Source organism: Verticiella alkaliphila (assembly GCF_018904615.1).
Taxonomy (GTDB): Bacteria; Pseudomonadota; Gammaproteobacteria; order Burkholderiales; family Burkholderiaceae_B; genus Verticiella; species Verticiella alkaliphila.
Map to the genome: position 1 here is coordinate 49,815 of NZ_JADCNH010000004.1, position 15,638 is coordinate 65,452.

At 66.6% G+C, this 15,638-nt stretch carries 10 protein-coding genes and 1 pseudogene; 9 read left to right on the forward strand and 2 right to left on the reverse strand.

All coding sequences use genetic code 11. The annotated features are described in order from the left end of the window. Nucleotides 1-152: 152 nt before the first annotated feature. The 7 genes and pseudogenes from IMZ29_RS04320 to ggt all read left to right on the forward strand — a co-directional run bounded on the left by IMZ29_RS04320 (nucleotide 153) and on the right by ggt (nucleotide 9,156). On the forward strand, nucleotides 153-1,097 hold the full coding sequence (locus tag IMZ29_RS04320; RefSeq protein WP_216180990.1) for an ABC transporter permease: 945 nt from the start codon (nucleotides 153-155) through the stop codon (nucleotides 1,095-1,097). 119 nt (nucleotides 1,098-1,216) lie between these two features. Continuing rightward, nucleotides 1,217-1,960 (forward strand): ABC transporter permease, encoded by a 744-nt coding sequence (locus IMZ29_RS04325; protein WP_371820114.1) that lies wholly within the window; start codon nucleotides 1,217-1,219, stop codon nucleotides 1,958-1,960. Nucleotide 1,961: 1 nt separating this feature from the next. Continuing rightward, nucleotides 1,962-3,685 (forward strand): annotated as a pseudogene (locus tag IMZ29_RS04330) (ABC transporter ATP-binding protein). Continuing rightward, nucleotides 3,682-5,244: an ABC transporter substrate-binding protein gene (locus tag IMZ29_RS04335; RefSeq protein WP_216180996.1), complete on the forward strand. Its 1,563-nt coding sequence runs from the start codon at nucleotides 3,682-3,684 to the stop codon at nucleotides 5,242-5,244. The pseudogene IMZ29_RS04330 and the gene IMZ29_RS04335 overlap by 4 nt, the downstream one beginning before the upstream one ends. Continuing rightward, complete coding sequence (locus IMZ29_RS04340; RefSeq protein ID WP_216180999.1) at nucleotides 5,241-6,272, forward strand: CapA family protein; 1,032 nt, start codon at nucleotides 5,241-5,243, stop codon at nucleotides 6,270-6,272. Before IMZ29_RS04335 ends, IMZ29_RS04340 begins: the two co-directional genes overlap by 4 nt. 63 nt (nucleotides 6,273-6,335) lie before the next feature. Next, on the forward strand, nucleotides 6,336-7,472 hold the full coding sequence (locus IMZ29_RS04345; RefSeq protein ID WP_253206809.1) for a C45 family autoproteolytic acyltransferase/hydrolase: 1,137 nt from the start codon (nucleotides 6,336-6,338) through the stop codon (nucleotides 7,470-7,472). A gap of 76 nt (nucleotides 7,473-7,548) precedes the next feature. Continuing rightward, nucleotides 7,549-9,156, forward strand: a complete 1,608-nt coding sequence (ggt, locus tag IMZ29_RS04350; RefSeq protein ID WP_253206812.1) for a gamma-glutamyltransferase — start codon at nucleotides 7,549-7,551, stop codon at nucleotides 9,154-9,156. 91 nt (nucleotides 9,157-9,247) lie between these two features. Here ggt and IMZ29_RS04355 read toward each other — a convergent pair whose 3' ends face one another. Beyond that, on the reverse strand, nucleotides 9,248-9,802 hold the full coding sequence (locus IMZ29_RS04355) for a hypothetical protein (RefSeq protein WP_216181002.1): 555 nt from the start codon (nucleotides 9,800-9,802) through the stop codon (nucleotides 9,248-9,250). Nucleotides 9,803-9,953: 151 nt separating this feature from the next. Here IMZ29_RS04355 and IMZ29_RS04360 point away from each other — a divergent pair, with 151 nt between their 5' ends. Then, nucleotides 9,954-11,120 (forward strand): HPP family protein, encoded by a 1,167-nt coding sequence (locus IMZ29_RS04360; RefSeq protein ID WP_216181005.1) that lies wholly within the window; start codon nucleotides 9,954-9,956, stop codon nucleotides 11,118-11,120. Between the two features lie 21 nt (nucleotides 11,121-11,141). Here IMZ29_RS04360 and IMZ29_RS04365 read toward each other — a convergent pair whose 3' ends face one another. After that, a complete protein-coding gene (locus tag IMZ29_RS04365; protein WP_371820111.1) occupies nucleotides 11,142-12,764 on the reverse strand; it encodes a histidine kinase famiy protein in 1,623 nt (540 codons plus the stop codon). 168 nt (nucleotides 12,765-12,932) lie between these two features. Here IMZ29_RS04365 and IMZ29_RS04370 point away from each other — a divergent pair, with 168 nt between their 5' ends. Further along, nucleotides 12,933-15,614: an ATP-binding protein gene (locus IMZ29_RS04370; protein WP_253206814.1), complete on the forward strand. Its 2,682-nt coding sequence runs from the start codon at nucleotides 12,933-12,935 to the stop codon at nucleotides 15,612-15,614. Nucleotides 15,615-15,638: the final 24 nt, after the last annotated feature.

Genomic DNA, 15,638 nt, shown 5'->3' on the forward strand with positions numbered 1-15,638 from the left:
AACGGCAATTCACCCAAAACGCGGGGAGATTAAGTTTTCCTTGATGCTATCGCAAATTCTTTTAATTTTACTTTCCGTGGGATCTGGCTGACAGTGCAAGCGCTGTCGTGCCTCAACCTCTCACCGCGTCCACCGCAGGAGCTGTTCTTTCCATGTTTCGGTTTGCACTGACAAGAATCGGTATGGCCATACCGACGCTGCTCATCGTCGCGATCACCGTGTTCGTGCTCATCCGCATGATCCCGGGCGATCCGGCGCAGCTGTTGCTTGGCGACCTGGCCGATCCCGCCGCGCTGGAAGACCTGCGTCGCACCATGGGCCTGGATCGCGGGTGGCTTGAGCAGTTCCTGCTGTGGGGCGGCAACCTGCTCCAGGGCGACATGGGCCGCTCGATCACGACCGGGCAAAGCGTGCTGGCGCTGGTCTGGGAACGCTTCCTGGTCAGCGGCCAGGTGGTGATCGCGGCGGTGATCTTCGCCAGTCTCGTCGCCATTCCGGCCGGCATCATCGCGGCCTGGCGCCAGAACCGCGCCACGGACCTGGTGCTGGTAGGTACTGCCACGCTCCTCGTGTCCATCCCCACGTTCTGGCTCGGCCTGCTCCTGCTGCTGCTCTTTGGCGTGAAGCTCGCGTGGCTGCCCGTGGTGGGCTACGTGCCGATCTCGCAGGACGCCACGCTTGGTCTGCTGTACCTGGTCATGCCGATCCTGACGCTGTTCCTGCACGAGATCGGTGTGCTGATGCGCATGGCGCGCGCCAGTGCCCTGGAAGTGCTGCGCCTGGACTACGTGACGCATGCCCGTGCCAAGGGTCTGACCGAGCGTGCCGTGCTGATGCACCACGTCTTCAAGAATTCCTTTGGCCCGACCTGGACGCTGATAGGACTGGTGCTGGGCAACTTGCTCGGCGGCATCGCCGTGGTGGAAACCGTGTTCACCATCCCCGGCCTGGGACGCCTGCTAGTGGATTCCATCTTTGCACGCGACTACCCGGTCATCCAGGGCTGCCTGCTCTTCGTGGCGGTCATCTATGTCCTGGTCAACCTCGTCGTCGACCTTCTCTATCCCATCTTCGATCCTCGGGTGACTGCAGAATGAGCACCACGACTGTTCCCGCACCAGCGGCCCCTCCCGTGCGCAGACGCCAGCGTCTGCCTCTGAACGCCATCATCGGCGGGTTGATCATTGCGTTCATCCTGATCGTGGCCGTGACGGCCATGTTCTGGACCCCGCACGATCCGCTGCGCATCAACTTCGCCGCGCGCCTGAAGCCACCCAGCGCCACCTATCTCCTAGGCACGGATGAATTCGGCCGCGACGTCCTGAGCCGTCTCATGGCGGGCACGCTCAGCAGCGTGTGGATCAGCACGCTCACGGTGTTCCTGGCCGTGGTGGCGGGCACCGTGCTGGGCGTGCTCACCGGCTTTCTGCGCGGCTGGACGGACCGCATCATCATGGCGTTCAACAATGCCTTGCTGGCGTTTCCCGGGCTGTTGCTCGCCCTGGGCCTGCTCGCAGTCGTGGGCGCCAACAAGTACGGGATCATCCTCGCGCTGGGCCTGGCCTACACGCCGTCGGTCACGCGCATCGTGCGCGGCACCGTGCTGTCCCTGCGCGAGCGCGAGTTCATCGAATCGTCCCGGGTGCTCGGCAACACCGAGCTGTACACCATGTGGCGTCACGTGCTGCCCAACTGCATCGCGCCCCTGACGGTGCTCGCCACCTCGATGTTCGGCTGGGTGATCCTGTCCGAGAGCGCGCTGTCCTTTCTAGGCCTGGGCGTGCCGCCCCCGGCGCCCACCTGGGGCAACATGCTGGCCGCCTCGCGTCCGTTCCTGGAACAGGCCGCCTATCTCAGCATCTTCCCGGGTGTCTGCATCTCGCTGACGCTCTTGGGCATCAACCTCTTTGGCGATGCGATCCGTGATCGACTCGACCCCCGCATGCGAGGCAGCCACTGACATGACCGCATCCTCTAGCACTCTCCCGCGCGTGCCGCGCGGCGACGCCCTGGTCGAGGTCGACGGCCTGACCCTCACCGTGGGCGACGGCGGCCGTGAAATCGTCAAGTCCGTGTCGTTCTCGGTCGCCCCCGGCGAGATCGTCGGCATCGTGGGCGAATCCGGCAGCGGCAAGACCCAGGCCGCGCGCGCCCTGCTGGGCCTGACGCCCCCCGGGCTGGTCCGCAGCCAAGGCGACATCCGTTTCGAAGGCAAGTCCATTGTCCAGGCCACGCCCGCCGAATTGCGCAAGCTGCGTGGCGCGCGCATCGGCATGGTCTTTCAGGAGCCGATGACCTCGCTGAACCCGTCGATGAAGATCGGACGCCAGCTCGACGAAGGCCTGGCGCTGCATCGGCCCAACCTGCGCGTGCCAGAGCGTCGTCAGGCGATCCTCGCCATGCTCGAACGCGTGGGCCTGCGTGATCCGCAAGGCGCCCTGGACGCGTGGCCGCACGAGTTCTCGGGCGGCATGCGCCAGCGCATCATGCTCGCCGCCGTGATGCTGCTCGAACCTGCCCTGCTGCTGGCCGACGAGCCCACCACGGCACTGGACGCCGTCGTGCAGCGCGACGTGCTGGAACTCATGGTGGCGCTCACCCGCGAGCACAACACCGCCGTGCTGCTGATCAGCCACGATCTGGCGATGGTGGCGCGCTATACCGAACGCGTGATCGTGATGCGTCACGGCGAGGTCGTCGAGACCGGCGCCACCCAGACCATCCTCACGCACCCGCGCGAGCCGTATACCCGCAAGCTCCTGGCGGCCATGCCTCGGCGCGGCCCGGCGCGCCCGGTCGTGCAGGCCGAGCCGCTGGTGGACGTGCGCCAACTGGTGGTGGAGTACCCCGGTCGGCGCCGCCTGTTTCGCAAGACCGCTGGCAAGCGCGCGTTGAACGGCATCGATCTGCGGGTACACCCCGGCGAGGTCGTGGCCGTCGTGGGCGGCTCGGGTTCGGGCAAGACCACGCTCGGGCGCACGATTGCGGGGCTGCTCGGCGCCACGGCGGGACAGATCACGTTCCAGGGCAAACCGATCGACCGCAGCGAGGCCAGCTGGCGCGATTACCGGCTCAACTGCCAGATGGTGTTCCAGGACCCGTACTCGTCGCTGAACCCACGCTTGACGGTGCGCGAACTGGTGGGCGAAGGCCTGCGCCTCGTGCCCGGCATGTCCGCCACACAGAAGGCCGCCCGCACCCGCGAGATCCTGACCGAAGTCGGGCTGGACGACAGTTTCGGCGAGCGCTATCCGCATCAGTTGTCGGGCGGGCAGCGCCAGCGCGTGGCCATCGCTCGCGCAGTCGTGCGCAGGCCACGCTTTGTCATCGCCGACGAGCCCGTGTCGGCCCTGGACGTGACGGTGCGCGCCCAGGTGCTGGAGCTTTTTGCCGAGCTGCAGCAGCGCCACGGGTTCTCGTGCCTGTTCATCAGCACGACCTGAGCGTGGTCGAGCAGATCGCCGACCGGGTGGTCGTCATGCAGGACGGCGCCATCGTCGAGCAAGGCACCCGCGACACCGTGTTCGACCATCCCCAGCACGCCTACACGCGCAAGCTGCTCTCTGCCATCCCTGTGCTCGACGCCAACCCAGAAGGCGGCGTGACGCTGCGCTGGCGCTTTGACGACGCGCCCGCCCCCTCTTCTTCCCTCTCCACCCAACCCCACGCCGAGGTGTCCCCGTGAAAATTGCATCCTTGCTGAGTTATTCGCTGTTGAGCCTGGCCACGGCCAGCGCGTGGGCCGCCCAGCCCACGGTCCTGCGCGCCCATATCGACGCCGACATCCGCAGCACGGATCCCGGCGTGAACCGCGACGGCGGCACCGATGCGGTGATGTTGCACATCGTCGAGGGGCTGGTGGGCAACGATGCCAAGGGCCGCGCCAAGCCTCTGCTGGCCGAGTCGATCGCCGTGTCCGAGGATGGCCGCGAATACACCTTCACGCTGCGCGACGGCATCAAGTTCCACAATGGTCAGACGCTCACGGCCGATGACGTGCTCTGGAGCTGGCGTCGATTCACCGACCCAAAGACGGGCTGGCGCTGCCTGTCGGACTTCGATGGCCGCATCCGCACGAAGGTGCTGGAGGTCAAGGCCACGGACGAGCGCACAGTCGTCTACACGCTGGAGCAGGCAGACCCGCTGTTCCTGGATTCGCTCGCGCGCGGCGACTGCGGCGGCACGGGCATCGTGCACCGCGATTCGCTCAATGCCGACGGCAGCTGGAACCGGCCTATCGGCACCGGCCCTTTCAAGTTCAAGGAATGGCGCCATCGCGAATTCGTGAGCCTGGAGAAGAACGCGGACTACGTGAGCCGCAGCGACACGCCGGATGGCTACGTGGGCTCCAAGCGCCCGCTCGTTGACGAACTGCGCTACATCGTCATCACCGATCCGTCCACCGCCAAGGCCGCGCTGGCCAGCGGCGCCATCGACGTGATCTCCAAGTTCCCGTACTCGGAAATCTCCGAATTCAAGGACAACAAGCAGATCGCCGTGACGGTCGCCCCGCAGCTCGCGCCCACGACATTCCCGATCCAGACCCAGGACAAGCTGCTCAGCAACGTCAAGATGCGCCAGGCGATTGCCGCCGCGCTGGATTACGACCAACTCGTCGAAGGCGTGACCTACGGCCAGGCCAAGCCGAACCCGTCCATCGTGCCGGTGTCCTCGCCCTTCTATTCCGACGTCCACAAGCAGGGTTACACCCATGACCTCGCGCTGGCCAAGAAGCTCCTGGCCGAGGCCGGCTACAAGGGTGAGCGCATCGTCATCACGACCAACAAGCGCAATCCGGTGCACTTCGACGGCGCGCTGATCGCCCAGGCCATGCTTCAGCAGGCCGGCATCAACACCGACATCGAAGTGGTGGAATGGGGCACCCAACAGGATCGCTGGCAAAAGGGCAACTACCAGCTGATGTCATTCTCGTACTCGGCTCGCACGGACGCCTCGTTGAGCTACGAGGCGATCATGGGCCCCAAGGACACCCAGCCGCGCAAGCTGTGGGACAACCCCGAGGCGCAGGCACTCCTGGAGAAGTCCATGTCCACCGACGACGTGGCCGAGCGCCAGAAGCTCTTTGACGAGCTGCACGTGATGATGCTCAAGGACGTGCCCGTGCTGGCGCTGTTCAACACCCTGAGCGCGGGTGCCTACCGCACCAGCGTCAAGGGCTACAGCTCGACGCTGTTCAGCAACGCGATCTACTGGGAAGTCGAGAAGGACGCTGCCGCGAAATGAGCCAGCATCTGTTTCTTCTGGGCGACATCAACTTCAAGGGGATGGCCGACACCTCGCGCAACTTCGTCAGCGTCGAGCCCCTGCTCGCGTCGGCGGACGTGGTGTTCGCCAACCTGGAGTGCTGCTTTCATACGCCACCGCCCCAGGCCGAGGAGCGGCGTGGCTTCTACGTCGACCCGGCCCTGGCCGGGGCGCTGCGCGACGCGCATCTGCACGTGGTGGGCAATGCCAACAACGTGAACATCGGACGCGCGGCGATCCTGGAGACCAACCGGGTGCTGGACGCGCTGGGCATCGCGCACGTGGGCGCAGGCGCCGATGCCGAGCGTGCGCATGCACCCGTGGTCATCCACCGCGACGGCGTGCGCTACGGCTTTTTGCAGCGCACGGCGGTGTACTGGCCAGACAACCACGAGGCAGGCCCCGGCCTGCCGGGCGTGGCGGTCATCAAGGGCCATACGGCCTATCGGCCCGCGCTGCAGCAACAGGCCGCGCGCACGCGTCCGGGCGTGCCGCCCGAGGTGGTGACCTGGGCCGACCGCGATTCCCTGACGCAATTCGCGCGCGACGTGTCAGCGCTGCGCGCGCAGGCCGACATCGTGGTCGCCTCCGTGCACTGGGGCTATCGGCGCGACGTGCTGGACTACCAGCGCGAGTTCGCGCACGCCGCCATCGATGCGGGCGCAGACGTGGTGTTCGGCCATGGCCCTCACACGATGCTGCCCATCGAGACCTACTTGGGCCGGCCGATCTTCTATGGCCTGGGCAACTTCTCGTTCCACATGGCGCACACCGCCGACGTGCACCACGAGTGGGTGGGCATGATCGTACAGGCCCGCGTCGAGGCTGGGCGGCTCGCGGCCTGGACGCTGCGCTACGTCGAGCGCGACGCCGAGAACCGCACCGGGGTGGTGCGCATGGATCGCCACCCCGAGGAGTACGCGCGGCTGCAGGTGCAGGCCGAACGCATGGGCGCCACGCTGCGCCCTCACAGTGACGGCATGGCCTGCGACCTCGCCTTCGCCTGAGCGACGGGCGCGCCCGCGCCCGCATCCGTCCCCTGGACGACCCATTCTGACCAATCTTCGAGCATGAGTACTGATACCGATATGTGCAAGCCCTTCCCGCTGGTGTCCATCGCGGGAGACCCGATGACGCGGGGCATCCAGTATGGCGAGGCGGTGCCTGAACGCATTGCCCACAGCGCCGGCTACTACCGCAACGAACTCAAGAAGATCGGCCTGCCCGAGGTGCAGCAGAAGGCGCTGATCGACGAGTTCGCCGAGCAGATCGCGCAGTTCCGGGCGGATCACACCGCCGAGATGCAGGGCATCGCGCAAGGCTCGCAGGTGTCCTTCGACGACATCGTGCTCATCAACGCGCGCACGGAGATCATCGCCAAGGCGCGCAAGTTGAAGGCATTGGCGCCGATCGATCCGGCCGAAGGGGAATGCACGGCGGCCGTGGTGGGCGCCGCGCGCAGCGCCACCGGCCGGGTGATCCAGGCGCACAACTGGGACTGGGACCCGGATGCGCGCGACAGCACGATCGTGCTGCGCGTGACCCTTGACTCCGGGCACACGCTGCTCACGCTGGTCGAAGCGGGCGGGCTGGCCCGTCACGGCGTGAACAGCGCGGGCATTGGCCTGACGGGCAACTACATGACCTGCGATCGTGACTACACGCAGACAGGCGTGCCGCTGAGCAGCATTCGCCGGGCAGCGCTGGAAGAACAGCACATCGCCGTTGCCATGCAGCGCATCGCCGCCACGCCCAAGGCGTGCTCCAGCAACATGATCGTCACGCAGGACGATTTCATCATCGACCTGGAATGCACGCCCGACGAAACATTCCCGCACTTTCCGCAGGGGGATCTGCTCACGCATGCGAATCACTTCGTCGGCCCGGTGGCGCTTGCCAAGGTCAAGGAGAAGAATCTGAAGAACGCGCTGGACACCTACTACCGCGACCGCCGCGCGCGCCAGTTGCTCGAAGGCTTCGGCACGTCGATCTCGGTGGATCAGGTCAAGCAGGTGTTGGCGGACGACTGGCAGACCCCCTACTCGATCAACCGGCCGCCGCGCGGCTCGCTGACCGGCGGGCGCACCGCCACGGTGGCCACCATTGTCCTGGATACGGCGCATTGCCTCATGGACATTGCCGCCATGCCCACGTTCGGGGCGCACTTCACACGGTATGCCGCCCAGGGCGAGCCCACCGCCGCCTGAGCCTTCACGCGCGGGTGGTGGCGTGCACGCCGCCTCCGTGCCCCGGCCCCATCCTCGCTTTCACCAGGAGCCCCCCATGACGGGAATGATCGTCGCCGCCCAACCCGAGGCGGCCGAAGCCGGCGCGCAGATCCTTGAAGCCGGTGGCAACGCCATCGATGCGGCTATCGCCGCCGCGTTCATGCAGGGGGTGGTCGACCCCCAGATGGCCGGCATCGGCGGATTCGGCTCGATGCAGATCTACATGCCCGAGCGCGGGCTGCACAAGACGCTGGAGTTCTACGCCCGGGCGCCCCTGGGCGTGACGCCCGAGATGTGGTTCTCGGGTGCCCGGCGCCAGTCCAGCGACGGGTTTGCCTTCCTGCTGGATGATCACGCCAACGAAATCGGCCATCTGGCCGTGGGCGTGCCCGGCAACGTCAAGGGGTATGCCGCCGCGCTGGAGCAGTGTGGCTCAATGCCTTGGGCCGAGGTGATGGCGCCCGCCATCGCCCAGGCGCGCGAGGGCTTCATGGTGCGCCCGCACGTGCACTGGTACTGGTCGCAGGAGGACAACGGCGAAGGCCAGGTCACCACCGCCCGCAAGCTTGCCTTCAGCGAGACCGGGCAACGCATCTACTTTCGCAAGGACGGCAGCGTCAAGCGACCCGGGGACATCGTGCACAACCCGGATCTTGCCGACACCCTGGCGCGCCTGGCCCAAGCCGGTGCGGAGGACTTCTACCACGGCCAGATCGCCGACACGATCGTGCAGGACATGCAGGCCCACGGCGGCTTGATCCGCCACGAGGACCTGGCGAGCTACGCCGCCACATGGGCCGACCCCATCCAGATCGACTATCGCGGCTACCAGATCGCCACCAACCCGCCCCCGGCGAGCGGTGCCGCGCTGCTGCAGATGCTCAAGCTGATGGAACAATTCGATCTGCGCGGCATCGCCCACAGCAGCGCCGAACATGTCGCGCTGCTGGCCGAGGCCATGAAGCGCATGACGACCGACAAGGAGCGCTACCACGCGGATCCGGATTTCGCACCGATGCCGTTGGACATGCTGCTCTCGCCGGCCTACGCCGCCGAACAGGCCGCCGCCATCCGCCAGGGCGAGCGCGCCACCATCCAGCGCTTCGGCGACACGGAGTCGCGCGACACCACGCACGTCGTGGTCGTGGACAAGCAGGGCAACTGCGTGTCGCTCACCCACACCAACGGCAGTCCGTCCGGAGTGATCCCGACCGGACTGGGGTTCATGTTCAACGGCTGCATGAGTCGGTTCGATCCGCGCCCGGGCCGGCCCGGCTCGCTGGAGCCGGGCAAGCGCCGCGCCAGCTCGCAGGCGCCGACCATCGTCTTCAAGGACGGACGTCCGCATCTGGTGATCGGCGCCCCGGGGGGCAGCTACATCGCCCCTTCGGTGGCGCAGGGCATCATGAACGTCATCGATTACGACATGCCGGTGATGGACGCCATCGCCGCGCCGCGTGTGATGGCCGTCAGCAACACCATCGAGGTCAGCAACCGCATCCGACGCTCGGTGACCCAGGCATTGCAGGCGGACGGATACACCGTGCGCCGCTCCTACCAGAGCTACGCCTTCGCGGCCCTTCACGGCATTCGCATCGATGACGGCAGGCTCACCGGCGCGGCTGACCCGCAGCGCGACGGCGCGGCGATTCTCGTGCCCTGAGCAGTCAGAAGGCCACAGAGGCAAGGTGTTTGGCTCTTGGCGTTCTCGCTGCACGCCGAGACTTCGGGCCTGCACGGGCATGGAGGCGTCATCACCGATTGGGCAGCCCGTTAGCGGCCCGCTGCTCGCGGATCTGTGCCTTGTTGGCCACCATGTTGTCGCGCAGCCCGACCAGACCAGACCGCACCTCGCGCCAGGCATCCGCGTGCTTCGTCTTGTCCGTGAAGTCGTTGGGTTCGCGCTCGTCCCAGGCCAACGCCGCATCGATCTGCCGCACGGCCGCGTCGACGTCGCCGAAGGCGTACTCGTTGATCGGCCGGCCCACGTTCTCGGACAGCGCCGAAAAGAGGACGGCATCATTCTGTCGCTCAGACTCCGGCGTCACGGCCAGATGAAAGCGATAGCGCAACTGCCCGACATAGAACCAACGCACCGCCTCGTCGTACGCTTCGCGGCGCATGAGGCGCGAAGCCAGCACGTACAGGGCGGCCGGGTGCAGTTCGGTCGCGCGCGCCTTGATCTGCTCTGGCGTCATGCGCGCCAGATCGGGCTCGGGCGCGGCCACCGCATGCGCTTGGATGGGCAACGCGATGCCAAGAGTGACCGACGCCAGGCACCGGGACAGACGAATGGGCAGCAGAGGCATGCCAAATCCTGAAAGAAGTGACTTGTCAGCATAGCGTGTTACCGAGCATGACAGGGAGTCATCTTGGCATGGCAGTACAATTTGATTTGCGGCAGGCATGCTGGCCTGCCTACCCTACCCTCATGCCCCACGCTGTCCGCTCGTTGCCGCGATGAGCCAGCCGCCATCGCCGCCCCTTCCCCCGCCGCAAGGCGAACCTGCCGCCGCGCCGCCTCGATGGTGGTCCCGCCTGATCCCGGCCCGTCTTGCCGTGGATGCCCGCGAGCGCGCACGCGCGATCACAGGCGCAGGCCTGGGGCTCTTCGTCGTTGCCCTGCTGTGCCGATGGTGGGTGGGCGCCGATAGCGCCGACATCTGGATCGCGGCCCCGCTAGGTGCCAGCGCCGTTCTGATCTTTGCCACGCCAGCGAGTCCGCTCGCGCAACCCTGGTCGGTGATCGGCGGCAACACGCTGTCCGCCTTGGTCGGCGTGGCCTGCGGCCATTTGATCGCAGATCCCGCTGGCGCGGGCGCCCTGTCCGTGGCGCTCGCGATCGCGGTCATGTTCCTCCTGCGTTGTCTGCATCCGCCGGGCGGGGCCACGGCCTTGCTGAGCACGCTCAGTCTGGCAAGCGCCAAGTTCGCGCTCTTTCCGATGCTGACGGGCTCCGTGCTGCTGGTGCTCGCCGGCATGGCCTACAACCCGCTGACCGGACGGCGCTATCCCCATGCGCAGACAACCGCACCCTCGCGCACGCCCACCCGGTTCACCGACGCGGATCTGGACCAGGCCCTGGACAGCTTTAACCAAGTGCTCGACGTCAGCCGGCAGGATCTGAAGCGCCTGTTGCACCTGACCGAAGCGGCCGCCTTTCGCCGCAGCTTCGGCGCCCTCCAGGCGCGCGACATCATGTCTCAGCCTCCGATCACCATCGCGCCGCGCGATTCTCTGGCGGACGCCTGGTCGCTCATGCGGCGCCATCGCATCAAGGCCCTACCCGTGGCCGATGCCCACCACACGCTCGTGGGCATCATCACCACTGCGGATTTCATGCGCTACGCCCGCCCGCAGGAACACGAGGGCCTCGCCCGCCGCCTGCGCGGCGTCGTCGCACGCCGCGGCCGCAGCCTGCACACGCCCGACACCGTGGGCGAGATCATGACCCGGCACGTGCGCGTGGCGAGCGAGGACAGGCCGCTGCAGGAACTGGTGGAGGTGTTCTCGGAGGGCGGCCATCACCATATCCCCATCATCGACGCGCGTCGGCGGATCGTCGGGATGATGACGGAATCGGATCTGATGCGTGCCCTGTACCGGGCGCTGCAGCCGGGCGGCTGACGCCGCCCAGACGCGAGGGCCTCACGCCACGCCGTTGGGGCCGTCCAGGATGCGGCGTACTTTCTTGGCCAGATCCTGTGGCAGGTACGGCTTGGAGATGACCTCGAATTCTTCGCCGCCCGCATCGGTGCGCTCGATCGAGCTCTCCGCATAACCGGTGGTGAGCAGCACGCGGGTGCCCGGACGTCGGCGCCGGGCTTCGCGGGCCAGCATGACGCCATTCATGCCGCCTGGCATGATGAGATCCGTGAAGAGCAGATCGTAGGCAATGCGCTCCATTCGGGCGAGTGCTTCGCGGGCGTTGTAGGTCACGTCCACGCAATAGCCGTAGTCCTCGAGAATGAGCTTGGCCAGTTCGGCCACGTCCTCGCGGTCCTCCACCACGAGGATGCTCTCCGCGCCGCGTTGCTCCTCTTCCTTGCGTTGTTCGCTGACGCGATCCGTGGCCGCGCCGCCATCGTGGGCGGGGAAGTACAGGCGCACGGTGGTACCCACGCCTTCTTCGGAATAGATGCGCGTGGTGCCGCCGGATTGCTTGGTGAACCCATACACCATGGACAGGCCTAGCCCGGAGCCGCGTCCGACGTCCTTGGTCGTGAAGAACGGCTCCAGTACGCGCTCGCGCACGCTCGCGGCCATGCCGCTGCCGTTATCAGTGATCGACAAGCTCACGTAGCGTCCTGGCATCAGGCCGTCATACGACGTGGTGGCGAGATCACCCACCGCGATGTTGCGGGTCTCCAACGTGACGCGCGGCGAGCCATTGCCTTGCAAGGCATCGCGTGCGTTCAGAAAGACGTTAAGCATGGCGACTTCGGCCTGCGTCACGTCGATCCGGCAATTCCAGAGGTCCGGCTCCAGGCTCGTGTGCACGTCGACACCGGCGCCAAAGGTGCGTTCTGCCATAGGGGCACTCGAACGCACGAGGTTGTTCAGATTGACGACGCGGCCCTCGAGCTTCTGCTTGCGCGAGAAGGCGAGCAGCTGCTGCGTGAGCGTGGCGGCACGCTCGCAGGCCAGACGCGCCTGCTCGGCGCTGTGCAACAGACGATCCTGGTCCGGCATGGGCCGGGCGGCCGTGCGGCGGATCACGTCGATATAGCCCGTCATCACCTGGAGCAGGTTGTTGAAATCATGGGCGATGCCACCGGTGAGCTGCCCGAGCGCCTCCATCTTCTGGGCCTGACGCAACGCGTCTTCCGCATCGCGCCGACGGCTCACGTCCAGCTGCGAGGCGAAGAAGTAGATCAGCCGGCCTTCTTCATTGTAGATCGGCGCAACGAACAACGCGTTCCAGAACGAAGATCCGTCCTTCTTGTAGTTCAGGATCTCGGTCGAATATTCCTTGCGTTTCTCGATGGCTTCGCGGATCTCCGCCACCACGGCGCGGTTGGTCTCCGGCCCCTGCAGGAAGCGGCAGTTGCGGTCGACGACGTCCTCCGAGGTGTAGCCGGTCATCTCCAGGAAGGCGTGATTGGCGAAGATGATCGGGTTGTCCGGCCGGTTCGGGTCGGTCACGATCATCGGCATGCGCGTCGTCTCGACGGCCGCGAAGAAGATGTTGCGGCCCGCCTGCGACAGATCGCCGGTGGCGGAGTTTTCCACCCGCATGGGATGGGAGCTGGATTTGGGAGAATCGGTCACGCGTGACGGGCCTCTGGAGAGTGGGCCGACAGGGCCCGCTAGCCCGACAGCAACCGGCGTTCCCAGGCGGCACGCCAATTGCTATGGAGGCCGTCGCCTGCGTGCAATTCGCTACTATGGCCGGTCGCGCGCTCAGCCGCCCGTTCATCCCATGCCTTGTCCTGCGCCATGCCCGTCTCCGTTGTGCCTGCCGAACGCTATGCCGACATCTTCGTGGGAGATGGCGAAATGTCTCGGCTCATGCGCACGCACGACTGGGCGTCCACCCCTCTTGGCCTGCCGGACACGTGGCCGAGCTCGCTCAAGGCCGCCTTGCGCGTGCTGCTCACCTCACGGTTTCAGATGTGGCTGGGCTGGGGCGATGGCGTTCACTTCTTCTACAACGACGCCTATCGGCCAACGCTGGGCAACAAGCATCCGCGCGCGCTGGGCATGCCCACGCAGGAACTCTGGGCCGAGATCTGGGACGACGTCTCGGGCCACATCGACCGCGTCTACCGCCTGGGCGAATCGACGTGGGACGATGCACTGCTCCTGATGCTCCAGCGCCACGGTTACGCCGAAGAGACGTATCACACGTTCTCGTACAGCCCGCTGGTCGACGATGAAGACCGGGTGAACGGGCTCTTCTGCGCCGTGTCCGAGGAGACCAACCGCGTCATCAGCGAGCGGCGCTTGCGCACGGTGCGTGAGCTGGCCGTGCGCATTGCAACGGCCGACACCCGGGAAGCCCTGCTGGGTCACGTGAGCACGACACTGCACGAAGCCGACCGCGACCTGCCCTTCTCCCTGTTATACCTGAACGATGAGATGGGGGTGGCTCAGCTCGTCTTCGCAAGCGGGATCGAGGCCGGCCATCCGCTCGCCCCACCCCGGGTCGTTTATGGGCAGGCCACGCCCTGGTCTCTGGCGGACACCGCCACCACGCTCCTGCAACCCCAGTTGCTGGATGCGAGCGTGCCGGCGCCACGCGGGCCTTGGCGAGACGTGGTGCGTCACGTCGCCGTAGCCCCCTTGTCTGCGCCATCGGCCGCCCGGCCGATCGGTTTCCTGGTGGTGGGCATGAACCCGCACCGCCTGCCCGACGACGATTACCTGGGCTTCATCCGCCTGCTCTCGGGCCAAGTCGGTGGCGCTTTGGACCGCATCCAGGCGCTGGAAGCCAGCCGGGCAGAGCGCGACCGGCTGCGCAACCTGTTTCACCAGGCGCCGGGCTTCATGTGCGTGTTGCGCGGGCCCAATCACGTCTATGAACTCGTGAACAACGCCTACGAAGAACTCGTGGGCCGTAGCGGGATCGAAGGCTTGAGCGTGATCGACGTGGTGCCGTCGCATGGCAACGAGGCGCTGCTCGCCTCACTGGCGAACGCCTATCGCAGCGGCGAACCGTTCGTGGGCGAAAGCGTGCAGGTGATGCTGCGCCGCCCGGAGCGCAGCCAGCCGGTGAGCCGCTACCTCGATTTCATCTTCCAGCCGATCCATGACGACGCGGGCGCCGTGACCGGGGTCTTCGTCGATGGCTACGACGTCACGGACAAGGTGCTGGCCGAACGGGCCTTGCGCCAGGCCAACGAAGGTCTCGAAACCCGGATCGCGGAGCGCACGCAGGATCTGGAAGCGGCGCTGGAACGCCTGCGTGCCGAAGTCGCCGAACGCGAAGCCATCGAGGCCACGCTGCGCCAATCCCAGAAGATGGAAGCGGTGGGCCAGCTCACGGGTGGCATCGCGCACGACTTCAACAATCTGCTGGCCGCGCTCACGGGCAGCCTGGAACTGATGCAGCGCCGCCTGCAACAGGGCCGCCACAGCGAGATCGGCCACTACATCGGCATCAGCCAATCCGCCGCCAAGCGCGCCGCGGCGCTCACCCATCGGCTGCTCGCTTTCTCGCGCCGGCAGACGCTCGAGCCGCGCCCCACTGACGTCAATCGTCTGGTGAGCGGCATGGAGGATCTGGTCCGGCGCAGCATCGGCCCGCACATCACGCTGGAGGTGGTGGGTGCCGTCGGCCTCTGGAGCACGCTGGTCGATCCGAACCAACTCGAGAACGCGCTGCTCAATCTGTGCATCAACGCGAGCGACGCCATGCCCCAGGGCGGACGGCTCACGATCGAGACCGCCAACCGCTGGATGGACGAGCGCACGGCCCGCGAGCGCATGCTGGCGCCGGGCCAGTACATCTCGCTCAGCGTGACGGACACTGGCACGGGCATGCCCTCGACCGTGATGAACCGGATCTTCGAGCCCTTCTTCACGACCAAGCCCCTGGGCACCGGCACGGGTCTCGGGCTGTCCATGGTGTATGGCTTCGCACAGCAATCCGGTGGGCAAGTCCGGGTGTATTCCGAGGTGGGCATGGGCAGCACGCTCAGCATCTACCTGCCCCGGGATTACGGCACGCCCACGCCCCAGCTCGAGGTGGCCCCTGCCGACGAGGCGGCCTGGGCAGAGGGCGATCTGCAGGTACTGCTCGTGGATGACGAATCCTCGGTGCGGGCGCTCGCGAGCGAATCCCTGGCCGATCTGGGCTACAAGGTGCTGCTCGCCCACGACGGCGCCACCGGCCTGTCATGGCTGCAGTCAAGAGAGCGGATCGATCTGCTGATCACCGACGTAGGTTTGCCAGGCGGCATGAACGGCCGACAACTCGCCGATGCTGCGCTGGCATTGCGCCCGGATCTCAAAGTGCTTTTCATCACGGGCTACGCCGAGAACGCGGTGCTCGGTCAGCATGGGCTTCTACAGCCGGGCATGCGCGTTCTTACCAAGCCCTTTACACTGGCGTCCCTCACGCAGCGCGTGCGTGATCTCACGCGCAGCGCCGTGCCCCAGCCCTCCTCCCAGCCCTGAGCCCGCGCGCGCCGCTCGCCCGCC

What these genes read in the sequence shown, in the direction of transcription:
- IMZ29_RS04370 (WP_253206814.1), top strand. Translation starts at nt 12,933, where the DNA reads ATGCCCGTCTCCGTTGTGCCTGCCGAACGCTATGCCGACATCTTCGTG.
- IMZ29_RS04320 (WP_216180990.1), top strand. Translation starts at nt 153, where the DNA reads ATGTTTCGGTTTGCACTGACAAGAATCGGTATGGCCATACCGACGCTG.
- IMZ29_RS04355 (WP_216181002.1), bottom strand. Translation starts at nt 9,802, where the DNA reads ATGCCTCTGCTGCCCATTCGTCTGTCCCGGTGCCTGGCGTCGGTCACT.
- IMZ29_RS04360 (WP_216181005.1), top strand. Translation starts at nt 9,954, where the DNA reads ATGAGCCAGCCGCCATCGCCGCCCCTTCCCCCGCCGCAAGGCGAACCT.
- IMZ29_RS04340 (WP_216180999.1), top strand. Translation starts at nt 5,241, where the DNA reads ATGAGCCAGCATCTGTTTCTTCTGGGCGACATCAACTTCAAGGGGATG.
- IMZ29_RS04325 (WP_371820114.1), top strand. Translation starts at nt 1,217, where the DNA reads ATGTTCTGGACCCCGCACGATCCGCTGCGCATCAACTTCGCCGCGCGC.
- ggt (WP_253206812.1), top strand. Translation starts at nt 7,549, where the DNA reads ATGACGGGAATGATCGTCGCCGCCCAACCCGAGGCGGCCGAAGCCGGC.
- IMZ29_RS04345 (WP_253206809.1), top strand. Translation starts at nt 6,336, where the DNA reads ATGAGTACTGATACCGATATGTGCAAGCCCTTCCCGCTGGTGTCCATC.